Here is a 22,373-nt window from a genome sequence, read left to right as displayed (position 1 = left end):
TTTAATGGATATATTGACCCTGGTAATAATGGATCGTTCTAGCGAGTGCATCATGCAAACTGATCGCCGGTTCCCAGTCCATAATCGTCCTTGAAATGGTAATATCTGGCTTCCTTCTCCTTGGATCGTCTTCCGGCAGCGGGAGAAACTCTAACTGCGCGTTGGACTTCATTAGCTCCTTCAATATTTGGGCGACTTCAAGTATGGTGACTTCCTCCGGATTCCCCAAATTGACTGGCTGTTCATACGTGGTGCTCAGCAGTCTCACAATCCCTTCCAGCAAATCGTCGATATACTGAAAGCTTCTCGTCTGTCTGCCGTCGCCATAAATCGTAAGGTTTTGCTTGGACATGATTTCATTAATGAAATTGGTAATGACGCGTCCGTCATTTAAATCCATCTTCGGGCCGAATGTATTGAAGATCCGAATGACCCTTACCGGTATACCGTATTTCCTGTTCATCCAGTAGGTGATCGCCTCTGCATACCGCTTCGCTTCGTTGTAGCAGCTTCTTGCTCCAACCGAATTTACGTTGCCATAGTAGGTCTCCGGCTGAGGGTGAACAGTTGGGTTACCGTAGATCTCGCTTGTTGAAGCCAAGAAGAAAGCAGCCTGCTTTTCTTTGGCCAGATACAGCAGATGCATCGTCCCTTCGCTGTTGACCCTCATCGTTTCGATCGGATAGGACAAATATTTAGGCGGACTGGCAGGACTTGCAAAATGCATCACCCAATCGACAGGGCCTTCAATTGCGAGCGGATAAATGACGTCATGCTCGATAAACTTGAAATTGGGCGACCGCAAGAGATTGTCTATGTTGACAGTAGACCCGGTCAGAAAATTATCGACGCCGATAACGGTATGGCCTTCCCGCAGCAGCCTCTCGGCAAGGTTGGAACCGATGAAGCCTGCGACTCCTGTTAATACAATGAATATTATGATCCCCACCCTTACTTAAGGTTTGTGAAACCACTATTAATTCAATCGAACAGGTATGGTTCTATGCATGAATCACAAGATGTCGGGTCAAATAACAGGAGAGATTCTTGAGGTGAGTGGATTCGCTGTGGTTGTGCCGGAAAAAGCGCTTGAAGCAATGCGGATCGTTGAAAGACAAGAAGGCAATAGGATGTCAGCAAACGGATCTTTAAGACAAGAGCAACGGTTTGGCTTAATCAACACGCTGTATCGCAACGATTATAATCCCGGCATCACTCCCTCCATAAATATGCCCGGATCACCACCGGCTTCGGGCTAAGGCTTCTATTCAGGTACAAGAAGAGATATCCACAACTGACATCATCTGCTCCCTCAACATTACTGAATGCCTACCTTCTTCAGCCATCGTTCAAGGAATATGGATTCTTCATTTTCTATATTCGTAATCAGCGTTTGTAAGCTTTCGGAAATACTCGTATCCCTAGTCAAATTATATTTAATCGCTACATTCACAAGTATCCTTGCCTGAAGTTCTATGGCTGTGAATTCATCTATATGCTCTTGATTTAATTCAATTAAATGCCGATTATCGTACAAGTACTTGAGTCTTAGCGTCATCATCTTCTTATGATCATAAAGTAAATGAAAGGGTCTTATATCAAGCATAGCCTTATGTTCCGATGTCTCTTTCACATAATTATATAGAGTTGTGTATATTTGCATGCCGAAGTCAAGATTATGCCTGTCGCCCCCGTAGTTAAACATCTCCCAATACTCCGGCGTTTTGTTAGTGAAATAATTACTTATCGAATTCACTAGGGTATCTGCACTGAATTTATCCTGATTTTGATCATTGAATGTATACAGATAAACCATTTCTCTAAGGTAATCATGATTGGTTGTTAGATGATTTGTATCGAACGCAAGATTGAAATCATTAAAAGATATCTCAGCCTGACTATACACCCCGTTCTTAAAAAAATCGGAAACATACAACATCTCTCTATCCAAATCATAGCCGTAAACAAATATGTCATGATGCAATTGAAGTTTATTGTAGCGATCGCTTAGGGGCACGTAGAAATAATTGATCATGGTGTGGACATAGTTATTAGCATTAATATTTTCTACAATAAAATGAATAACAGAGTCCCATTTAGTTGTTACAGTATCTCTATGTATCTTTTGAGTAGTAATCCATTTGCACGCATCCGAAGGCCGTAGCTCATAAGTCACAGGAAAATAAAAATCTCCCCAATGATGTTTATAATCTTTGTTAATAAACAATTGGATATAATTGCTAAATATCCATGGGTGTGCGCACTCGTAATGGGTAAGTATGGACAAGAGATGAGCATGTTGCGTATAGGTTGTAATCATCGGATAACTGACCGGCAATATTTTTCTGCCTAACGTTTGAGTTGAATTCTTCAACCTTTCGTTCACCCCTGGTTATCTGGTTAATTGGCTTAAGGATTCCGAATCAGTATATCTCATTTAGCAATAAGCGCTTTGTACTTGCCCTGTCCAGTTTTCCTGTTTTTGTTTTTGGAATGTTATCGATAATCCTCCATTGTCTAGGCACTTTATACGATGACAAATGCAATTTGCAATGTCGTGTCAGCGCATCTATATCAACCAGGCAATCTTTAAAGACTTTCAGAAATGCGATGGGCACTTCGCCTAACAGATCATCGTGTACACCAATAACCATGACCTCCTCCACTTCTTTCAAGCCGTACAAAAATTCCTCGATTTCTTCCGGATAGATATTGATACCGCCGGATATAATGATATTCTTCTTTCGGCCTGTGAGTATAAGACACCCTGATTCATTCCAATATCCCAAATCTCCTGTCTTCAACCAGCCCTCAACAATGGTAGCGTTCGTTAACTCCGGGTTTTTGTAATAACCGAGCATTACATTCGGGCCCTTTACCCAAATTTCTCCAATAGCTACTCCTTCTACCTCATTCTCTTCTTCGTCAACAAGACGAATAGAAACGTCATTTATGGGTGATCCACAGGATAAGCAGCGATCTCCCCGTTCCATCATGCTCACCCGCGGAGAAGCCTCGGTCAATCCATAGGTTTGGATAATGTCCGCGTGAGGGAATACAGTCTGAAGATGGTCTATTAATCTCGCGGGAATCGCCGCACCGCTAATTACAATCAATTCAATTGAATCAAAGGCACTCCAGTTTTTTGTCTGATGGAAATCAGAAACAAATTGCATCAATTGCGTAGGCACCGCTGAGAATGCCGTGACCACCTTATTCTGAAACATTTTAAACGCTGTGCGCGGCAGCAAGGGCAAGCTGATAAGTTTAATTCGGGTTCCATATAACATACAAGAAATCAATTGCGTGACAATCGTAGAACTGAAATGAACGGGCATCGTTACAAGAAACGAATCTTGATCCGTATACCCCACCTTTCCGCCATGTGCCAAGGCATTCGTTAATACATTCCAATGGGATAACATAACGATTTTAGATTTTCCGGTTGTGCCCGATGTAGGAAGGAGAATCGCACATTGATTGGGATCGGACTGATTGGTTAACGAGATCGATTCGAACGAAGGCATTGGTTCTTGCGCTAAATCCTGAGCGGTAACCCAAGGAATGTCGCAATTGATATGCGCTGGCTGTGCAGATTTGCTGATAACCAATTTGGCGTCACTGGCATTTAAAATATTTTCAATTTCAGTATTAGATGCCGAATAAGGAACCGGTACTAACACATAACCGCAGAATTGAATGCCAAGCGCCGCAAAAATGAATAAGGGCTCATTATTTGTGTATAATGCAAGATGACTTCCGGACTCAAGCTCAAAATTCTTATGGATATATAAAGCAATTAAGTAAGCTTCCGTCATCACCTCTGCGTAACTCCATTGCTGCTGTAAATCTTCAAGGATAATATGATCTTGGCGATCAGAGGCCTCCAGAAATAGACGCTGAATGATAGTCATCATAGCGTTTTCTCAGTCAAATAATTAAGGATTAATCCAGCCGTGGAGAACTTCTCAAATAACAGATCTTCATCAGGGATCGAGATGTTAAACTTCGATTCCACTAAAACAATAAGCTTGACGAAGCCTACTGAATCGATCCCTTGGTCCAACAAACGGGTATCGTGATCTTCCGGATACTCGATGTCCAGCTCAGCAAAAATTTCGTTTCTCAAGATCAATTCTATTGAATTAGACATCATGTTTCCCCCGTTAGATAATCTTTATAAAAAGGCCGATTAAAGAGGATACTATATGTGATAAGCAAGTGAGAGTATTGTGAAGAAGAATAAGTTCATAACGATGTACAAGGTGAATTTGCACTGAAAGAGTTGTTTGCATAGTTGTATGCAGAGATTCTGCAATTCATGCTGGAGGCGGAGTATGACACGATGTAGGACATAAAAAGCTTGACGCGAAGAGTACAACGACGGAAATAATTGAGGGTTACCATCGTCAACATCTCAAATCCAAAGAAAAAAGCATTTTCCCAAGCAATGAAGCGTTGCTGAAAATGCTCTACAAAACTACGATGAATGTCACTCGTAAATGGACAGAGTGTATATAAAACTGGGAGTAAGTCCGCAATCAACTCTCCATTTTCTTCCTCGAGGGGATCGAATTATACTGCATAAAGTTTTGCTTGGTAACGTTTACACGTAGATTTACAGCACCAAGCGCCTGATATATTAAATATAATTACATATATTCCAATTGTCAACAGTTTTGAAAAAGCCCGTTGATGCCAAGGAGATATTTAACGCATGCTGTGGGGCTGTCAAGAACGAACGTCAATCATTTAAGGAGAGCGGCTCGACTTCAAACTGGAATCAGTCTGGCTGCTGGCCAGCGGCGAGCCACATGAAGATGATATTTTCACGAACCGCCCTACAAGGCTTCTCTACCCACATTTGGCTATAAGCGTGATGATAAGAAGCTTCTACTTGATGAGATCGATGCCCCTATAGTTCAAGAAATTTCACCTCTATCTGTATTAGGTTTAGGGTGTGTACAAAATCAGTAATTACTTCATTATTACAGGTACAAAAAAAGACACGGAAGAACAACTCCGTGCCTATATAAAGCAATTATCCCGCTTCACCGAACTTCAAATTGAAGGTCAACAAGTCTTTAAGCAGGCACTTCAAAGACTTATTCAAAAAATTGAAGTTATTAAAGACGGTTCAATCAAAGCCATACATTATATATTTTCCGTCATCAATCCATAAGGAAGTTGGAACAACGAGAGGCGTAGGAATTAATCCTGCCCCTTCCATTTTAACATCGCCACCGATTCCACGTGGGATGAGTGCTGACGGTAGAATAAACTAAGATGTGGCTGTATCCACCTTTTAAACAAGAACCAAACGGTTAAAAACCAATTTAATCAAACATTACATATTTTCAACATATAGGTGTGTTATTATAACTATATACAATTGTAAAAGGTGGGATTGGGGATTGAATAATAATTTGAGTATTGCTAAGGAAGCATTAAATAACTACTCAATAACATGTAAATCGATTGACTTTATTGGACAGAGTGCAAATACTATCTATAAAATAACTGACCTGGAAAACAACTGCTATAGTCTCCGCTTACATATATCAAAAAGCGAAGCCCTTGAAAGTATTTGGACTGAACAAGAAGTGATTCGTTCAGAAATGGTATGGCTTCACTCCTTAGCCTTAGATACAGATTTAACCCTACCTTCACCATTTAAGAATATCCACGGGGAATTCATTACAGACGTAAACAGCACAAAATGCACTTTAGTAAAATGGGTGGAAGGTGAGCAGAAGCCATTCATTACTACATTAGATGATGCTGGATACGTAGGCGAAATGATAGGTAAATTACATAGACAATCATCGGATTGGAAAACCCCAAGTTTATTTGAACGTCCTACATTTGATGGCTCTCGTATATTGCAATCACTCGAAAAGCTTAAAGAGCAATCTAACGCAGGATTGCTTAAAGCAGGTGATATAGAGATTCTTCAGAATGCAGGTCAACGTGTAATTAAAATGATGAACTCTATCGAGAGAACATCCAGCAATTGGGGGATGATTCATGCGGATTTGATTCCAAGTAATTTTGTGTTTCATGGCAAAGAAGCGAGACCTATCGATTTTGGTGCTTGTGGCTTTGGTTTTTATTTATTTGATCTTGGCTGGACTTTTTCATATATTCATCCTTCATTCAGAAACCAGTTACTTAAATCATACACAAAACAGTACACGTTACCAGAAAACCATATTGACTTATTAGAAGGTTTTTTTATTGCTGGACAACTTGAAACAATGAATTTTTGGTTGGGTCTACCAGACTCTAATGAATGGCTACCAGAGCATATTGGAAAATTAGCCAATAGAGAAATTAATTCCTATGTAAAGAATGAATCGTTTCTCTTCAATGGTATACCTTATTGGGAATAAAATTTCTTACACTGTAGAACGCTATTAATCTAAGATTAGTAAGTACACAATAAGAACCATGTAGAGAGGTCTACATGGTTCTTACGCCTTTATTTTCTCACCTGTTAAACTGTGCTGAAGAACACCCCTGATTTATTGATTTTATGTTATATGCAATTCATTCTGATATATTCATAATAAGTAATATTTTTTGACTCCCCGACCATCTCGCCCTCCGTATGTTTATGTATGCAACCGCTGAGGAGATGCATCAACATCGGTTTATTTTTAATATGGCGGTTTGAGTTAGGCAAACGGCTCGATGCCCCCCCTGCTACACCAAATAGTTATTTTTTGGCATAGCAAGGGTGAGCTGTGATAGAAATATGGCGTATAATCGCCGAGGTATCCGTATCATCAGCCTCGCAAATAGCGACAAACTCAGCGGAGCCAAGGTCTGGTATCAAACGCTCCGTAATCACCACGATTATTGTTTGCCCCCCAATCCCTTTCGGGAACCAGGACAGTCACATCCTTTATATAAGAAGGAAATCTTTATAAGTTCGGCTATGGCAGGCTATGCCTTACCGAACTTTCAAGGCAAAAACGCCCACCATCAACGGCACTGCCAGGAAGAGTTAGTTCCTCGGTTATATTTTTAGGCGATCATACCTTCAACGCCGATCTTTTTATTTTCACATCCGAAATCTCTTAAACGGACTATTCTATTAGCTGAATCTGTGCATCTGTAATACATTGTCTTTCACATCCTTTGAAAGATCTCATATCATACACAAGACAAGTCGAGTTGATAACTGTAACGAAATTATAAAAGGACAAATCCACCACAATTTGATGGATCTGCCCTTTCTATTTTCTCAATAAATTGGCATATTTAACGCCATCTAAATACTGATTTGTAATGTCATGATGCGTAAAGTGAAAATGGATTCGCTCCTGCCCCACATAATTAACCTGCCAGTCTGTTAATATTTGCGATAATTTTGATCCCTTTATTTCTTTCGTATAAAAATTTCTGACTATCGCTTTTGAATCTGATTCCAATACCCTGCAAGCTACTTCATCAACACCAACAATCCCTATTTTCAATGAAAAATCATTGAAATAACGGTCAAACATACGATAAGCACATGCAATTTTTGTAGCCATGCTGTAAACATTTTGTTTATTGTGAATATCGAACATTAACAGAGTAATTAGAGGTCTGCCCTGGATGATTTTCACTTGAGCAACATACATATGTGCATTTAACATGCTATCAATTGAGTAGCAATCCAATTTTCGAGACTTTAATGAAGCATACATTTGGCTATCCATCTCAATTTTTATTTCTTTACCACCTACAAACTCCGCTAAAGCCCTCTCAGGAGTTGAATATACTTTCCCAACACCTTTACCTTCCGATGCCATAGACCCCTTTCTTAACCCCATCGAACGCTTCTGCATAATCTCTTTCAATTTGTTAATTTCGTAATTGATCTCATTGATGTTAAAAAAAGGATGCAGTGCTGCTGAACTATCTTGGATTTTGTACAACAGTTCAATGCCTTGGTTTCTGGCATTCAATATGTTGCTATTGTATTGATTAACCAAGGCGATCATTTGCTCAAAAGTAACATTTCTGCCTCGTTTGCAAATTCGAGGAATAATCTTATTTAAAATATAACAATTCTTGAATATTGAAACGAGAATACGCTCATTTGAATTCGCCTTTGGAACAGCCGCAACGTATTGACTACTAACCTTCCCTTCAACAAACCGAATTCCGAATTTTTTTAAGGTTAGCATGTGAAGCTGTGTTTTCCTGCCATAAGCAAGAAACGCTTCTTTTCGTATGATTTCAGCATTAATCAGTTGCTTAATATGTCCGTAGAAAGCTGAATAACTATTTGCTAAGCCGAATTCTTGAGCATATCGATAGAGCTGTTTAATTAGGATGACCTTGTTACCGAAATGGTAGATGATATATAAATATTCACTATACCGTTCACAAACAAACTGCTTATTTGAATTGGAATTCCCCATTATTTCACCTCCTATACTCTGGTTGTTTCGTAACGATAATTCATAATTTCCACGAGTGCCTCTTTCGCCCTCATCTCATCCTGTCCGTAGGTATTTGTAACTACTTCAAATGCAATCTCCATACCGTTTATGTCGACATACAAGGCATCAGGCATCGATATTAAACCTCTGTTAAGCATATCCTCGTAAACCTTTGCAACTTCTTCTTTCCCCTGATTTCGCAGATCATTTAATTTCTCCTGAAACTTGTCACGAATCTGACTTTCCGTAGCCCACTGATCACGACATTCTACTGAAATACTAAAATATTTTTCTGCAATCGCTATATCATGAGTTGGATTCTGAGCATGATATGCTCTTTCTAACCCCCAGAGTCGACATCCCATTGCACGTCCTAATTTAGTGAGTTTGTAACATTCCTTGATCTTACCAGAATGCTTATAGACTACCTTTTCGTAATGACCATCCCGTATCAAATTCTTGATTCTTGAATCAGCCAATCCACATTGGCGTAGGTGCTCAAGACTAACATGCCCTGTACGGAATAGGGCGGTAAAAGCTAAACGATCACGCTCAAAAAATTGCGTAATACAAGGCTTGCTTTTTCTCGGCATAACAGTATCCCTCCTTTGAAGCTTCAAGCGGGATATAGGGTCACATGTGCGTCTCGTAAAGAGATGCTTGCCCAGAATGCGCAACTGGTTTTCCCAAGGGGCGAGCGAGTCGCACTTCGTTTCATAGTGAATCCCGAAGGGTGAACGGTCGCCACAGGCGAATGCAACGAAGTGATAGAGATTCCTACTGAACCGATACTCCCATAGGGAGAAGGTGAAGTTGGAAGTCTCTCGACGAGCGAAGCCCCTCTTCCCGTATTTTTGTATTATAGACTCCTCAGTTGGCGATATAACTCAATTGACGAAGGAAAACAAAAAAAGGCTCCATGCATTGGCAGGTAGCGATATTTCTATATAAGCATATCTCGCTTTAACGCTTTAAATCAAAAAACCTCGAACACATAAGCCGTAGACAAGATCATCAACGTATTATAATTTAGAACATAGGTTCTCAAAAAATACGAAACAATGGAGGAATGAGGAAAATGAATAAACATCAAAAAATTGCAATTTATGTCCGAACTGCAAGAGCCGCTCAAAATAAAGGTGAATATCAATCAGTAGAGCATCAACGAGCAATATGCTTAAACTTTGTAGAAGAACAATTTGGAAAAGATGCCGAAGTGGAGTTATTCATTGATAACGATGTAAGTGGAACGTCTTTAAATAGAAATAGATTGCAACAACTTTTATGCGAAATTAATAATGGAAATGTTCAAGCTGTTGTAGCCTATGACATTAAAACTATAAGCAGATCTGTTAGAGATCTATACAATCTAACCAATAAATTAAATGAAGCAAATGTCCCATTTGTAACAGTAACTCATGGGGAATATGATCAGATTCAACTCAGATTACTTGAATATATTACTCAAAAAATGCGTGAAGATATGTCAAAAAGGATTAAGAGTGCTCTAAAGCATAAAACAAAAAAAGCCCAATAATATAAGACTAAAACAGTAGGTTGCGTTAATGTTTATTACTTAAACGCTTTATATCACTAAAGCTAAGACATTAGTCGAACCGTTTTTCAAACTCAAAGGCTTGTTTTTTTCATATACTCAAATCACTGAAACGAAATACTGCAGATTTCATCGGTGAAGTGATAGAAATACGATTCATACTCGTTTGTGGAAGAAATGTGTATCGAATCCTTCCGACTATCCAGCATGCACTCAAACTAAATAATCGGAGGAGGAATTAATATGCAAGTTGAGCGAATTTTCAATATTGAACACAAAATGTCTTTCGAGGACATCATGCAAACCTTGATTGACGAGAAAGTTGACAGTTTAATCAGGTCCTATTACGATCATAATCAGGTGAATACGGTCACATCTCATGACGAAAGGAAGAATGCCGCATGAGATGTGCAATATATGTACGAGTTTCAACTGACAAAGAAGAACAGAAAACTTCGCTTGAAAATCAAAAGAATCTATTTCTCAAATACGTTTCGGAAAGAGGTTGGACTGTATTCGACTTTTATGTCGAAATTGAATCGGGAACAACTTCTAAACGCCCAGTTTTACAACGACTTATAACCGATGCAAAGGCGAAAAAGTTCGATATGATTTTGGCAAAAGAGCTTTCGAGGCTTGCAAGAAACGGAGGTTTATCTTACGAGATTCGAGATGTTATCCTAAATCATAACCTTGATATTATTACGTTAGACAATGCCATTAATACTCCCGAAGGTAATGTTCATATGTTCGGGCTTTATGCTTGGATGTATGAACAGGAGTCCCAACGAATTAGTGATCGTGTAAAAACGACTTTCAAACTTAAAGCCCAACGTGGTGAATTTAAAGGTTCAATTCCGCCGCTTGGTTATGGACTAAAAGACGGTCGATTATATGTTCGTAATGACCCAACTCCCGATATTGTTAGGCGGATATATAGAGGCTATTTGGCGGGAAAAGGACATGATTGTATCGCTCGTGAGTTGTACGAAGAAGGCATTCCTACACCGTCACAAATTGCTGGAAAGAAAAACGCTTCTGAAATGTGGGGAGGATCTACGGTTCGTGGAATTCTTACGAATCCCCATTATGTGGGCGATCTGGTACAATGCCGATCAACAACTAAAAGTGTAACAAACAAAAATAGGAACTATAAAGACCCGAAGGACTTCATCATCGTCCAAGATACCCACGAACCAATTGTTACAAGAAAAGACTTTGAAGTTGTTCAGCAATTACTTGAAAGTAGAAAACGGACGAGACCGCAATCAGAGGCACATCTATTTACAAATACCGCATATTGTGCCGATTGTGGACGTGGCATGCACTTTAAGAAGAATGTCAAAGGCTACTTGTGCGGTAGTTATAATAAATATGGAAGTAAAAAATGTACCGATCATCTCGTTCGTGAAACCGAATTGATCTCTGTTATTCTACATGATATTCAAATGCTTGTTTCCAATTTAAGTAATGATGCTGTGATTAAAAAGCTTGAGAACCAGTTAAGAAAGCAAAAGCAACAGAATGAAAAAGTGCTCAGAACATTAGATACTCAAATGGAAAAGTTGAGAAATCGGAAGAAACAAGCTCATGATAAGCATTTTGATGGAGATATGCCAAAAAGAGAATATGATGAATACGTTACTTCTATAAATCTGGAAATAGACGAACTGATGCAGAAAAAATGCCAATACGATGAATCGCTTCAAATTCAAGATGATACTTTAGCTTTTTCGGAATTGAAGAAAACCCTTGAGGAGTTCCTATCTTTCAAGGAGCTTACGCCAGAAATCCTTCATAGATTGATCGATCGTATCGAAATTAAAGCAGACGGGAGTCCGAGAATCTTTTACAGATTCTCGAACCCTTCTGCTTATTCTTTACTTCTAACTATCAACGCACAGCATTCAACGTGCACCGTATGCGGGAACATATCCACCGGCGTTACCTCCACGGTGCGATAGCCGCCATCTTCCAACACACGAAGATCACGTGCCAGCGTACTCGGATTACAACTCACGTAAACCACGCGTTCCGGCTTCATCTCCAGGATGGTATCGAGCAAACGCGGGTCGCAGCCTTTTCGTGGTGGGTCGACAACGATGACGTCAGCTTCGATGCCTTGTTCTTTCCAACGCGGGATGACGTCCTCAGAGGCACCAACTTCGAACTTGACGTTGCGCATCTCGTTCAATAGAGCATTGCTCCGCGCATCCTCGATCGCTTCAGGCACGATCTCTACCCCATACACCTGATCCGCATGTTGCGCGAGAAAAAGAGAAATCGTTCCGATGCCGCAATAGGCATCAATTACTGTCTCTTTGCCGCTCAGTCCAGCGTACTCTACCGTTTTGCCATACAGTACTTCCGTTTGCACCGGATTCACCTGATAGAACGAACGCGCAGAGATCGCAAACTGCACATCACCGATATAATCATAGATTACATCACGGCCCCACAGGACGCGGGTCTCATCGCCAAAGATGACGTTGGTCTGTTTCTTGTTCACGTTCTGGCAGATGCTTGCCACATGCGGAATCGCTTCACGGATACTGCCAATCCATTCGTCTTTGTACGGAATGTCTCGACCATTCGTGACCAGTACGAGCATCATCTCGCCAGTACGGAATGCCTTCTTCACAACCACATGGCGCAATAAGCCGCGACCTGTCTCTTCGTTGTAGGCGCTAATTCCAAAATGATTGCCGATCTCTTTAACCTTTGCGACCACTTCGTCATTGTGCTCATGCTGAATGAGGCAACTCTCCATATCGATGATGCGATGGCTTCCTTTGGCGTAAAAACCACCTACCAGACCACCCTCGGTCACACCAATGGGCACCTGTGCCTTGTTCCGATATCGCCACGGCTCGTCCATACCCATCGTAGGAAGGACGCGAATACCCTGTTCCGTATTTTTTGCATCCTCCACCATCACGTTCAATTTGCCAATCCGTTGCAAATTATCGATCACCAACTGGCGTTTCCACGCAAGCTGTCCGGCATAACTCATATGCTGGATCTGGCAGCCGCCGCACTGATCGTAGATTGGGCAAGGCGCTGACACTCGATCTGGGCTTGCTTTCACGATTTCCAGCAGTTTGGCGTAGCCGTACTGCTTCTTGGTTTTCATCACACGCACACGCACGGTTTCACCTGGAAGCGCACCCTGCACAAAGAGCGTGTATCCATTCGCACGACCTACACCCTCACCGTCATGGTTCATGCCAATGATGTCGATGACGGTCTCTTCATTTTTGCTAACGGGCAGTCCTTCGATTGGTGCAGATTCACGCGTTCTTCCCTTTGGACGAACGGCAGAAAGAGATGCGCCTTGTGGCCGCACCTCTTTTCCCTGCTGACGTGTAGATGGACGAGATGATTGACTTGGCTGACGGGACGCTGAAGCGTTCCCTTGCCCCTGAGAGGCAGCCGAATTCCGGCGGTTTTTTCCACGACCGCTGCGGTTCGTATTAGACAACGTACATTCACTTCTTTCTTCTTATATGGTATCACATCAAAAAATAACGTTCCGAATTTCTAATGAATTTCAGAAACGTTATATCATTTCGAATGGTGTTTTCCGACCTTTTTCGTTCATTTTCTCCAAAATAACAACGCTGAGATTCGTTAGATTCGCAACTTAAGCGATTTCGCCACATTAAGGCTTTCTGAGTTCGTTAAGCTCAACACACAGTGACCACATGAGATTATACGCGATCCCACCGTACACAGCAACTGGAAAATGCACTTCCATCACGCCTTACGGCAGAGCTGAATCCAACTCTCCTCACCACTTGTGCGATGCTATACAACAACCACTGCGGCATTAACGCTTTCCGCAAGCGACCACATTCTCCGCCAAGTGCCAAGTTTAACGATACAACATCAGATGATGACGCAAATTCGTAAACGTAGCAGGCAGCGTGCCGCCCAACTCTCCATCGAGGTTCAATTGTACATATCCCGGGGACGTAACTTCCATATGACTCGTCTGGAAATGAACCACTTTCTTGTCGTTCAGATGTTCCCCACGCAGCGCAAGCGTTACGAGGCGGATCATATCAGCCAAATTACATTTCCTCACGCAAATGACATCGAACAGACCATCATCAATGGTTGCACCTGGAGCCAACTTCTCAAATCCCCCGACCGAATTGGTATTGGCGATGAGGAATAACATGAATTCATCATGGATTTCTTCCTGACCGTCGGCGCGAATAATCAGCTCCTGGGGAGACAGGCTCGCCATTTTCTCAATACCCTTCATATAATAGGCCAGTTGCCCAATCATCGTTTTCAGACGACTCGGTACTTCATAGGTCAGTTCAGTCAGTGATCCACCGCCGGCGATGTTGATAAAATATTTATCATTTGCTTTGCCCAGATCGAGCGGACGAAGCTGCTGGTTAATGACCAGATCCACGTAATCTTCCCACTGTCTCGGAATGCCGAGTGCACGTGCAAAATCATTTGTCGTTCCCAAAGGAAACACACCCAGCGGAGGACGGTTCTCCCGCTCCGCCATACCATTAATCACTTCGTACAACGTGCCATCGCCACCAGCAGCAATAATCATGTCATATCCGCGCTCAATCGCGAGTTCGGCTTCCCGGGTTGCGTCACCTTCGCCCGTTGTTGCGTGACATGAAGCTTCAATACCACCTTGATCCAAACGCTGCAAAATGTCAGCCAGACGTTTCTTCATTTCTTCCCGGCCTGAGGTCGGATTATATATTAAGCGAGCTTTTTTCATCTCATACGCCACCTATTCCACATTATCCATGAGTCTAAACGACCTCATATTCTTACGTTGCATCAGTCCACAAAAGGGCATATTTTTTACACAATAATGAACTTCCGTTAATGTTGCTCTAATCTTTCGTCTTACCTATATCTATGCATCAGGAATTCCGTCTCATGCCAAAGCCTTTAACTCCTATCATATCATCAAATGTAAAGATGTCCTAGCCTTTGACACTCCCACCCCTAAAGGGGCAAGATCACTAAAGTGATTGGGATTCTTAGCTAAGCTTAACGTCCTCATTTCATTTCTGCTTTGGACAGATGCTAAGATTAGGGTATGCCATTACCCCTCCTAAGACAGTGCATATAGCATCTTAGGCTGATTGACTGTTACCGCCAATCACAGTTGCGTAGCGAATATTCATCGCCCCAACGATATCACGATGTCTCTTGAATCCACATGGGCACGTATATCTTCTATCTTGCGCCTTGTTCTTTTTTGAACACTCTGGACAGGTTTGACTTGAATATGCAGGGTTCACATATTCCACTTTGATCCCTGCCATGTTTGCTTTGTATTCAATGAATTGTGCCAAACGGTAGAATGACCATGTGTGTAGATTCTTTTCGTTTTTACGACTTGTTCTTGTCGTCTGCCTAATATTCGTTAGTTGCTCTAAGCGAATGACAGAAGTCTTATTTTCGACTGCGAAATTAACGATTTCACGACTGACTTTGTGGTCTTTGTCTTTCATCCATCGTTGTTCTTTATCATCTAACTTGCGAATAGCGTTCACTTTCTTTTGTTTTCCTAGTTTTTGACGAACACTACGAAACTTCCGTTTCTTGTATTTGTTTTCTCGCCCATTCCCAAAGAATCGAGCGTGATCATTATCTGTGATGGCTACGGCAGGGACTTTCAGCCCTAAATCAATGCCCAAAATCCGCATACCCGTTTTTTCAGTTATTGGCATGGTGACAGCAATTTGGGCTATCCACTTACCTGAGCTTTTCGTGACACGGAGCGTACCAAGTTTATGCTTCAAAAGGTCAACGTTTCGATGGTCCTTGTCGATGAACAATGCACGAATTTTTAAACGCTTAGATTTTCCTTCTACCATGAATGGAATGGAAATGTGCGTGAAGTCAAGAGAATAGTTTTGGTTATTCCATACGCAAATCGGTTTCTTTAGGATCGGTATGATTGCGTATTTACTTTTCTTAACTTTGTTAGAGAAGACACTATTCGCATCTTTAATCGCTTGATTTTTTACTGCACTTGGTAGATTAGCAGGAATGTCTTTTGTTGTCTTCTTCAACCTTTTCTTTTCTTCTACCATCTCGGCCACGAGTGTATTAACAACTCGGATATATTCATGACTACTTTGTTGCAATAGTTGGATCTGCTCTTTAGTCGGCAGCAGCTTTACCTTAACCGTTAGGGTCTGAGACAGTTACTTCACCCCCTTGTCTTTTGTTGTTCAACATAACGCTTGATGGTCTCACTTGATACATTTCCAGCGGTAGAAACAAAATAGGAACGTGTCCACAAACTGGGCAAATGCAGAAGGTGTGGAAACTCTTCTCGTAGTTTTTTTGATGTGACTCCTTTTATTTTTGCCATGATATCAGCAGGGCTTAATGTTGGAAGTGCATTGAGAAACATATGTGTATGGTCTTTGTCGCACTCCATGGCAACAATCACAATTTTAAGCTCTGCACATACCTCATGCACCAGTTCCTTGAAGCGCTGTTCTACCTCTAATTTGAGAAATATCTTTCTTCTGTATCGTGGGCAGAACACAAAATGATAGTTCAACAAAGATACGGTTGTGTTTGTTCTTCTATATTCATTCATATCTATATTGTATCAGTTTAATAGATGAATTGAAACAAACTAAAAAAATTAAGAAGGCAGACATTTCGGATACTTGAAGCATCACAATAGTGATACTCCGTATCCGACCTCACTTTCATCCCACATCTAAAGAATTGGGCTTTCTCGTTCGGGAATTCTGTAATCTATAAGTATATTTTTTCATATACGTACCTACTAAACCATCCATTACCCAATAAACCTCACGCACCGATCCTGAATCTTCCCCACTACCTTTTATGTAAAATAGTCTCATTAATCAACCATTCTGCCCGCTTGGACAGGAATTAGTCTTCGATTTCGATGATCTTCATATGATTATGACATAGATATGCTACAAATTTACAAATCTTAAGATGAAAAGATAAATAACATAAACCTTTTTCCAATATAGTTTTAGTGAACCCTCGACTTAGCACTACATCATACCCTTGAAGGAGATGTGTAAATGAAAAAAATCGTGTTAATGCTCCTGGTCTCACTTATGGCATGTATTCCTTGGGTCACCGTTGTTGAAGCAGCAGAAATCAATCATGATCAGGTTGTCGGATTCCAGGAAGTCTCACCAGTCACCGTGATGCAACAAGCAGCCAAGCGTTTTCAGCCGTTTTTGAAGGTCTATCATGGTTGTGTCCCTTTTCCCGCAGTGGATCAACAGGGCAATACCAGCGCTGGCTTGAATACGTCCGGGTCATCGAACGGGAACTGTAGCTCAAATACAGGGCAGATCTACTCCCGCTCCGCATGGCACAATGGGGTTTGGGCTATCATGTATTCGTGGTATTTCCCCAAAGACTCCCCTTCCTCTGGACTCGGCCATCGTCATGATTGGGAAGGAATCGTCGTGTGGGTCGATAATCCGGCAGCTGCCAATTCCAAAATCCTCTCTATCGCATATTCCGGTCACGGCCAGTTTACAAAAGTTACACCGAGCAATAACAATACACAAGGTAACCATCCGTTGATTTCCTATAATAGTACCTGGCCGCTGAACCATGAGCTCGGCGTCACCAACGCTGTTGGGGGAACACAACCATTAATCGGATGGGACGATCTGACTTCTGCGGCACGAAATGCACTCAACACAACAAACTTCGGTAGCGCCAACGTGCCTTTCAACGATAACAATTTTACCAACAATTTAAATAAGGCCTGGTTCAGATAAAAAAAATCCCCTTCAAGTGGCAGCTCACTTGAGGGGGATTTCGTTATGAAGTTATCGTAGTATCCCGGATACCTGTATCACTTCTTCAGCCAACTTCAAAATCCAATTTTTCTACCTGCACGCAGCTGTTTATACCAGAAATAGACGGTGCAGCCTACACAATAACCCAGCAGCGCCGCGCTTGCAGCCGCGAGAAGCATGACGGAGAATACATAACCTGTGGCTACCCAGCCAAGCGAGAACGAGATGAGTGCCAGAGACAGGAAGAGCACGGCCAGAATATTGTTGAATCGCTGTAGCTCCACCGCCTGCGTCTCTGTACCTTTAGCAGTCAACACAGCTTTCCCAATCTGCACAAACAGATTAAGCTTGCCACTGGAAGCCAGACCAACCACCTGAATGACCCACAGCACGCCCAGAACTACCAGAGGATTGAACACAAACGAGAGCAAAACAAACAATACAATACCAACCTGATTTGCTTTCACATAGCGCATAGGTACTTCCCGCATCTGTATATCTCCTTATCCCCATTTTATTAGTTGGTTTTATTGTAGTCGGTATTGGGTTAATGAGCAACACTTCATTTAAGGGGAGTAAAATCTCTTTTCAGCACGTCCCAATGGGGAGTCGGGGTGCCTGTTGTCTTTTTCCAATCGTTAAATGCATTATTTAACGCCTCAATCTCTCCAAAAGAACCCGCGACCAGCTTATGAACCGGAAGCATGCTATAGATCTTCAACAGAAGGTACAACATCCGTTGATGCTTGCGGATCATTTTAGCCTGAATCTCCGGTATAATCGTTATGCCCATAGCCTCAAGTACGCTAAAGCCTTCATCCATCGCCCCAATCATATGTTGGATTTGCTTTCTATTCCCGTCCAACTTGATCAACTCACGCTCCTCATTAAAGCTCACCGCATTAAGCATCAGAATGGGGATGATATGGCTTTTCAGCCAGGCATCAATATCGCTCAGAACATTTAACTTGTATTTCACATGTTGGAAAGCTTGGTCCAGCAAAGGTTTAAAGCCTATCTCTCCGTCCAGACTACCGATTACCATTTGTCCGTTGCCTCCACCGACCGATAACATGCGGTCCTTTTCCCGCTTCCCTGCACTCACATGGAATCCAAACGCGACCTGTTTTGCTACCCTGCTGTTTTCCTCCAAAAAGTTTTGCATGCTTCTTGCATCTGCGTTGTTTCCCACAATCACAATATTGCTGCTCTGATTGTCTGCCAGGACAGGTAACACTGAAGGAAAATCGTTATATTTCATGACAACAAAAATCAGATCATATTGGTCATCCACTTCCAACGTTCTGGCTACCCGAACCTGATCAACTGTCGTTTTGAATTGAAAAATATGCCGGATGACGATTCCATCCTTCTCCAGCTCCTCTGCCCGCTTCCCTCTAGCCAGAATAGTAACATCATTGCCGCCGCGCACCAGAACCTGTGCCAGTTGACTGCCCAAAACACCTGCACCATACACTAATACTTTCATTGGTTATCCCTCAATTTCATAGTTTATAAATAATCGTTGTTTTATGAACATTTGTTGATAAAATAAGAGTAACAAAGCACCTACTGTGCTTCAATCGTTAAAATATCCGTTTTTGTTGAATAATCAACGAATGATTCCTTATTGTTGAAAACCATCATAGGAGGGGCCATGGACAGACGAGTACTTAAGACACGAAAGGCGATAATCGAAGCTTTTGTGGGGTTACTGGAGGAACAGGAATTCGAGCAAATTACGATAAACGATATTGCTGATCGGGCTAATGTAAACCGAGGAACCATCTATTTGCATTACGCTGACAAGTTCGACCTGTTGGATCAATGCATTGAGACCTATTTGCAGCGGTTGTTGGATGCCTGTATGATCGAAAGCCCTACTACAACACCCGTTACGGCCAAGGATGCGTTGCTCCGAACCTTCAGTTATCTGGAACAGCATGCCTCTACCTATACCACACTTCTAACTAAAAAAGGTATTCCAGCGTTCCGTAGTAAGTTGATGACATTGTTGGTCCAGGGAGTGGAGGAACAGATGGATGCCTGTGGCATCCAGGAAGGTATGAAAAAAGAGATCACCATACAGTTTCTTGCTTCCGCTGCTGTGGGCCTCCTGGAGTGGTGGATTATGAATTCCATGCCTTATCCGGCCGAGGAGATCGTTGACCAATTAATAAATTTACTGGAGCTACATCTGCAATTGCACGCACCCATTAATGGATAACCCAATCTCTTTCAAGTGATCTACAACAAACAAAAACCACGTCCTTCGACGTGGTTTGATTGTTTATGAAGCTATGGAGTTCAAATCAATTGATACTGCATTACTACGAGCGATGCGATCACACACCTATGCCAAAGCGATCACTTCAAGAAGAAGCTTTAACTTCATTACATCTCTCCAGCAAAATCTGGATCTGGCGCTCCAGCCACTGCCCAAGCAATGGATGTGGCAACAGTGTCTCACCGCTGTACACATAGTTCAGTTCTTGCAACCGACCCGGGATAACGTTCCTCGTGAAATAACCGGCACTCAAAAACAGCGGCGCCACAATGACTCGGTTCCCCCGCTCTTCGCTCCAATACTTCACTTTGTCGTACACACTCTCCGGATTCAGCAATGCATAATCCGTATGGGCTACATCACTAACTTCCTGCACACGCTCTGCAAGGGAAGAAATTCCGGCTTCCCAACGCTCGCGAAAACCATCATGAATACTCCCATGGCCAACCAGCAGAATCGTTTCTTCCTCCGGTTGCTGCGACAGTACTCGGACTTTGTCCCACACCATCACGGCAATATCCGGATCGTTATCCACCGGATAACCGAAGTGAACCCGAGCCTTCACATCGAACGGTTCCAGATCCGTTTCGCGATCAGGTGTTTCCTTTGCACCAATGGCATATTCAATTTCATCCACATGTGTACTGCCGGACGAAACAAATAGAGGTACGACCAGAATATCGGTTACGCCTTGTGCTTCCAGTCGGTCGATACCGTCCTGGATCAGGCGTCCTTCCACAAGTTCAAGAAAACCGGCTTCAACCGGTAATGGAACAGGCAGATTCAACCGGGAGATCGCGTCATCGACGGATTCCACCCAGGTCTGCTCCTGTGAACCGTGACTGATGATGAGTACACCCGGCTTCTTCATGTTAGCGTCCCAGGCGTTCCAGCGTCATTTTATAACCATCATTACCGTAATTCAGGCAGCGTTTCACACGTGAAATTGTAGCTGTACTCGCACCTGTCTCTGCTTCAATCTGGTTATACGTATTGCCTTTACCCAACATACGAGCCACTTCCAGCCGCTGGGACATGGATTGGATCTCGTTAACTGTGCAGAGGTCATCAAAGAAAACATAACACTCTTCAATATCTTTTAGCGTCAAAATAGCCTCGAATAGTTGTTCAATGCTTTTATCATTTAGCTTTTTCAGCTGCATTTCATCATCATCCCCTAGCGGTTACTGTGTACCTACATTGTACTCACCCTGAGTTGGTATTTCAAGCGTTACCGATTTCACGCACTACAGAATAAAAATACATGTTACCGCTTACAAAAGGTACTATTGTCCTCCCCTCGCGTACATCGGGCGAAATTTCCGCGCTTTTTCCCAGTTTTCACCTGTATATATCCGATTACTTATGTAGGATTTCAATCCTCCTAAATGTTACAATTTTGTGTCTAAACTGCATTTTACTCTTCGTGAACCTGCCATCTTACATGCGCCCAAATCCGCAAATATCCCGTTTTCCGGGATACCCGCCTACGCCGTCTCTCCGCGAATGACATACAGTATAACAAAAGGGAGTTCCACAAGGGTCTATGATGTACATCTGTCATGCAACTCATGGAACGCAATTCCGAAATCCAACATAGAAGGAACGTGATCGTTCATGCCACAGCATTATTATCACCGCCAGCCAGCACCAAGGCAGCGTCCGTCTTCTCATGCTCATCGGCAGGCGCATACTTCTGCCTATATGCCGCCCGGTGTGGTTCCACGGTCTTTAAATGAAACTCAGATTCAACCGATGTATCCTGGCGTAGAACCACACTACCCGGGCTTTGGTGAAGTCGAAGCTTCTGCAGTCGTACCCTATGGGCAGGGTGTGGCTGGCGGGAACTTTTATGGAGGTGCAGCTCAGGTTGTTCCCCCAGCCCCGGTAACGGCGCCTGCTACTGGCAGTTCCGGCTTTTCATTAGCCAACATCGGTGAGTTAAAAGGAATGATCGACCGCTTCGGCGGTATTGATGGAATCATGAGTGGAATAGGCAAAATGCAAAAGGTCGTCGGTGGGATCCAGCAGATGGCTCCGATGATGAAACTCGTTATGGGCATTCTGCCTTTTGGAAAAGGAAAAACGGATAGCAGCGCGGCCGATGCAGACTATGAAGAATATAAGCCGTCCCGCAAACGCAAAAACAAACGTCGGAACAAAACAACGAATGCTACACGTCGCCGCAATCCAACTCCAGTCCGTCGCAAATCCAATTCCACAAAGCGCCGTCCCAAAAGTCGCAAAGGTTAAAAAAAATTCAGGCACCCCCTTACAGAAGGCGG

Annotated in this window: 22 protein-coding genes and 1 pseudogene; 9 read left to right on the top strand and 14 right to left on the bottom strand. The window is 42.4% G+C overall.

The features are described 5' to 3' along the window. Position 1: 1 nt before the first annotated feature. A complete protein-coding gene (locus MKY01_RS04100; protein WP_244898284.1) occupies positions 2-949 on the bottom strand; it encodes an NAD-dependent epimerase/dehydratase family protein in 948 nt (315 codons plus the stop codon). A gap of 58 nt (positions 950-1,007) precedes the next feature. Between MKY01_RS04100 and MKY01_RS04095 the strand changes: the two genes are divergently transcribed. Beyond that, the gene (locus MKY01_RS04095; RefSeq protein WP_339285466.1) at positions 1,008-1,259 is read left to right on the top strand and encodes a hypothetical protein; all 252 of its coding nucleotides are present in this window, start codon (positions 1,008-1,010) and stop codon (positions 1,257-1,259) included. 59 nt (positions 1,260-1,318) lie between these two features. Here the strand turns inward: MKY01_RS04095 and MKY01_RS04090 are convergent, their stop codons facing one another. Genes MKY01_RS04090 through MKY01_RS04080 form a run of 3 tightly spaced genes read right to left on the bottom strand, consistent with a single transcriptional unit; the run spans position 1,319 to position 4,156 of the window. Then, the gene (locus MKY01_RS04090; RefSeq protein WP_339285464.1) at positions 1,319-2,374 is read right to left on the bottom strand and encodes a hypothetical protein; all 1,056 of its coding nucleotides are present in this window, start codon (positions 2,372-2,374) and stop codon (positions 1,319-1,321) included. Between the two features lie 49 nt (positions 2,375-2,423). Further along, a complete protein-coding gene (locus MKY01_RS04085) occupies positions 2,424-3,917 on the bottom strand; it encodes a class I adenylate-forming enzyme family protein (RefSeq protein WP_339285463.1) in 1,494 nt (497 codons plus the stop codon). Beyond that, positions 3,914-4,156: a phosphopantetheine-binding protein gene (locus tag MKY01_RS04080; RefSeq protein ID WP_253430127.1), complete on the bottom strand. Its 243-nt coding sequence runs from the start codon at positions 4,154-4,156 to the stop codon at positions 3,914-3,916. The genes MKY01_RS04085 and MKY01_RS04080 overlap by 4 nt, the downstream gene beginning before the upstream one ends. 224 nt (positions 4,157-4,380) lie before the next feature. Here MKY01_RS04080 and MKY01_RS04075 point away from each other — a divergent pair. After that, positions 4,381-4,521: pseudogene (locus MKY01_RS04075) on the top strand (IS256 family transposase); the annotation flags it as partial. A gap of 893 nt (positions 4,522-5,414) precedes the next feature. After that, on the top strand, positions 5,415-6,392 hold the full coding sequence (locus tag MKY01_RS04070; protein WP_047840517.1) for a phosphotransferase: 978 nt from the start codon (positions 5,415-5,417) through the stop codon (positions 6,390-6,392). Positions 6,393-7,241: 849 nt separating this feature from the next. On the opposite strand, the gene MKY01_RS04065 is transcribed toward MKY01_RS04070, so the two are convergent. Together MKY01_RS04065 and MKY01_RS04060 are read right to left on the bottom strand one after the other, a co-directional pair. Then, positions 7,242-8,417 carry a hypothetical protein gene (locus tag MKY01_RS04065; protein WP_339285461.1) on the bottom strand — a complete coding sequence of 392 codons (1,176 nt, stop codon included), beginning with the start codon at positions 8,415-8,417 and terminating at the stop codon, positions 7,242-7,244. Between the two features lie 11 nt (positions 8,418-8,428). Next, positions 8,429-9,031, bottom strand: coding sequence for a hypothetical protein (locus tag MKY01_RS04060; RefSeq protein ID WP_047840514.1), 603 nt, complete (start codon positions 9,029-9,031; stop codon positions 8,429-8,431). A gap of 485 nt (positions 9,032-9,516) precedes the next feature. Here MKY01_RS04060 and MKY01_RS04055 point away from each other — a divergent pair, with 485 nt between their 5' ends. The 3 genes from MKY01_RS04055 (at position 9,517) to MKY01_RS04045 (ending at position 11,957) form a co-directional block, all read left to right on the top strand. After that, on the top strand, positions 9,517-9,975 hold the full coding sequence (locus tag MKY01_RS04055; RefSeq protein ID WP_047840513.1) for a recombinase family protein: 459 nt from the start codon (positions 9,517-9,519) through the stop codon (positions 9,973-9,975). Positions 9,976-10,236: 261 nt separating this feature from the next. Continuing rightward, positions 10,237-10,398, top strand: a complete 162-nt coding sequence (locus MKY01_RS04050) for a hypothetical protein (RefSeq protein ID WP_161799400.1) — start codon at positions 10,237-10,239, stop codon at positions 10,396-10,398. Further along, positions 10,395-11,957, top strand: a complete 1,563-nt coding sequence (locus MKY01_RS04045) for a recombinase family protein (protein ID WP_082218804.1) — start codon at positions 10,395-10,397, stop codon at positions 11,955-11,957. The genes MKY01_RS04050 and MKY01_RS04045 overlap by 4 nt, the downstream gene beginning before the upstream one ends. On the opposite strand, the gene rlmD is transcribed toward MKY01_RS04045, so the two are convergent. From rlmD to tnpA, 4 genes are all read right to left on the bottom strand, one after another. Then, a complete protein-coding gene (gene rlmD, locus MKY01_RS04040) occupies positions 11,867-13,474 on the bottom strand; it encodes a 23S rRNA (uracil(1939)-C(5))-methyltransferase RlmD (protein WP_339285457.1) in 1,608 nt (535 codons plus the stop codon). The genes MKY01_RS04045 and rlmD overlap by 91 nt on opposite strands. Before the next feature lie 393 nt (positions 13,475-13,867). Next, positions 13,868-14,749 (bottom strand): diacylglycerol kinase, encoded by an 882-nt coding sequence (locus MKY01_RS04035; RefSeq protein WP_047840512.1) that lies wholly within the window; start codon positions 14,747-14,749, stop codon positions 13,868-13,870. Positions 14,750-15,113: 364 nt separating this feature from the next. Further along, complete coding sequence (locus tag MKY01_RS04030; protein WP_047840511.1) at positions 15,114-16,193, bottom strand: RNA-guided endonuclease TnpB family protein; 1,080 nt, start codon at positions 16,191-16,193, stop codon at positions 15,114-15,116. Positions 16,194-16,198: 5 nt separating this feature from the next. Next, positions 16,199-16,597, bottom strand: a complete 399-nt coding sequence (gene tnpA, locus MKY01_RS04025) for an IS200/IS605 family transposase (RefSeq protein ID WP_047840510.1) — start codon at positions 16,595-16,597, stop codon at positions 16,199-16,201. Positions 16,598-17,063: 466 nt separating this feature from the next. Here tnpA and MKY01_RS04020 point away from each other — a divergent pair, with 466 nt between their 5' ends. Next, complete coding sequence (locus MKY01_RS04020) at positions 17,064-17,780, top strand: NPP1 family protein (RefSeq protein WP_339285455.1); 717 nt, start codon at positions 17,064-17,066, stop codon at positions 17,778-17,780. 95 nt (positions 17,781-17,875) lie between these two features. Here MKY01_RS04020 and MKY01_RS04015 read toward each other — a convergent pair whose 3' ends face one another. Together MKY01_RS04015 and MKY01_RS04010 are read right to left on the bottom strand one after the other, a co-directional pair. Further along, positions 17,876-18,292, bottom strand: a complete 417-nt coding sequence (locus MKY01_RS04015; RefSeq protein WP_339285453.1) for a DUF4395 domain-containing protein — start codon at positions 18,290-18,292, stop codon at positions 17,876-17,878. Between the two features lie 71 nt (positions 18,293-18,363). Then, positions 18,364-19,290 carry a 2-dehydropantoate 2-reductase N-terminal domain-containing protein gene (locus MKY01_RS04010; protein WP_339285451.1) on the bottom strand — a complete coding sequence of 309 codons (927 nt, stop codon included), beginning with the start codon at positions 19,288-19,290 and terminating at the stop codon, positions 18,364-18,366. A gap of 168 nt (positions 19,291-19,458) precedes the next feature. Here MKY01_RS04010 and MKY01_RS04005 point away from each other — a divergent pair, with 168 nt between their 5' ends. After that, positions 19,459-20,028, top strand: a complete 570-nt coding sequence (locus MKY01_RS04005; protein WP_100526328.1) for a TetR/AcrR family transcriptional regulator C-terminal domain-containing protein — start codon at positions 19,459-19,461, stop codon at positions 20,026-20,028. A 145-nt stretch (positions 20,029-20,173) separates the two neighbouring features. Here the strand turns inward: MKY01_RS04005 and MKY01_RS04000 are convergent, their stop codons facing one another. After that, positions 20,174-20,959 carry a CbiX/SirB N-terminal domain-containing protein gene (locus MKY01_RS04000; RefSeq protein WP_036606050.1) on the bottom strand — a complete coding sequence of 262 codons (786 nt, stop codon included), beginning with the start codon at positions 20,957-20,959 and terminating at the stop codon, positions 20,174-20,176. A gap of 1 nt (position 20,960) precedes the next feature. Then, positions 20,961-21,251, bottom strand: a complete 291-nt coding sequence (locus tag MKY01_RS03995; RefSeq protein ID WP_017690665.1) for a YerC/YecD family TrpR-related protein — start codon at positions 21,249-21,251, stop codon at positions 20,961-20,963. A gap of 454 nt (positions 21,252-21,705) precedes the next feature. Here MKY01_RS03995 and MKY01_RS03990 point away from each other — a divergent pair, with 454 nt between their 5' ends. Then, positions 21,706-22,341, top strand: coding sequence for a hypothetical protein (locus MKY01_RS03990; protein ID WP_339196971.1), 636 nt, complete (start codon positions 21,706-21,708; stop codon positions 22,339-22,341). The last annotated feature ends 32 nt before the right edge of the window (positions 22,342-22,373 follow it).

It is taken from the genome of Paenibacillus sp. FSL R5-0486, from assembly GCF_037975155.1.
Classification (GTDB): domain Bacteria; phylum Bacillota; class Bacilli; order Paenibacillales; family Paenibacillaceae; genus Paenibacillus; species Paenibacillus amylolyticus.
The sequence above is the reverse complement of the archived record's forward strand: the minus strand, read 5'-3'. Positions and strand labels throughout refer to the sequence as shown.

What these genes read in the sequence shown, in the direction of transcription:
- MKY01_RS04080 (WP_253430127.1), bottom strand. Translation starts at nt 4,156, where the DNA reads ATGATGTCTAATTCAATAGAATTGATCTTGAGAAACGAAATTTTTGCT.
- MKY01_RS04050 (WP_161799400.1), top strand. Translation starts at nt 10,237, where the DNA reads ATGCAAGTTGAGCGAATTTTCAATATTGAACACAAAATGTCTTTCGAG.
- MKY01_RS04095 (WP_339285466.1), top strand. Translation starts at nt 1,008, where the DNA reads ATGAATCACAAGATGTCGGGTCAAATAACAGGAGAGATTCTTGAGGTG.
- MKY01_RS04065 (WP_339285461.1), bottom strand. Translation starts at nt 8,417, where the DNA reads ATGGGGAATTCCAATTCAAATAAGCAGTTTGTTTGTGAACGGTATAGT.
- MKY01_RS04010 (WP_339285451.1), bottom strand. Translation starts at nt 19,290, where the DNA reads ATGAAAGTATTAGTGTATGGTGCAGGTGTTTTGGGCAGTCAACTGGCA.
- MKY01_RS04015 (WP_339285453.1), bottom strand. Translation starts at nt 18,292, where the DNA reads ATGCGGGAAGTACCTATGCGCTATGTGAAAGCAAATCAGGTTGGTATT.
- MKY01_RS04055 (WP_047840513.1), top strand. Translation starts at nt 9,517, where the DNA reads ATGAATAAACATCAAAAAATTGCAATTTATGTCCGAACTGCAAGAGCC.
- MKY01_RS03990 (WP_339196971.1), top strand. Translation starts at nt 21,706, where the DNA reads ATGCCACAGCATTATTATCACCGCCAGCCAGCACCAAGGCAGCGTCCG.
- MKY01_RS04035 (WP_047840512.1), bottom strand. Translation starts at nt 14,749, where the DNA reads ATGAAAAAAGCTCGCTTAATATATAATCCGACCTCAGGCCGGGAAGAA.
- MKY01_RS04060 (WP_047840514.1), bottom strand. Translation starts at nt 9,031, where the DNA reads ATGCCGAGAAAAAGCAAGCCTTGTATTACGCAATTTTTTGAGCGTGAT.
- tnpA (WP_047840510.1), bottom strand. Translation starts at nt 16,597, where the DNA reads ATGAATGAATATAGAAGAACAAACACAACCGTATCTTTGTTGAACTAT.
- MKY01_RS04045 (WP_082218804.1), top strand. Translation starts at nt 10,395, where the DNA reads ATGAGATGTGCAATATATGTACGAGTTTCAACTGACAAAGAAGAACAG.
- MKY01_RS03995 (WP_017690665.1), bottom strand. Translation starts at nt 21,251, where the DNA reads ATGCAGCTGAAAAAGCTAAATGATAAAAGCATTGAACAACTATTCGAG.
- MKY01_RS04000 (WP_036606050.1), bottom strand. Translation starts at nt 20,959, where the DNA reads ATGAAGAAGCCGGGTGTACTCATCATCAGTCACGGTTCACAGGAGCAG.
- MKY01_RS04005 (WP_100526328.1), top strand. Translation starts at nt 19,459, where the DNA reads ATGGACAGACGAGTACTTAAGACACGAAAGGCGATAATCGAAGCTTTT.
- MKY01_RS04020 (WP_339285455.1), top strand. Translation starts at nt 17,064, where the DNA reads ATGAAAAAAATCGTGTTAATGCTCCTGGTCTCACTTATGGCATGTATT.
- MKY01_RS04085 (WP_339285463.1), bottom strand. Translation starts at nt 3,917, where the DNA reads ATGATGACTATCATTCAGCGTCTATTTCTGGAGGCCTCTGATCGCCAA.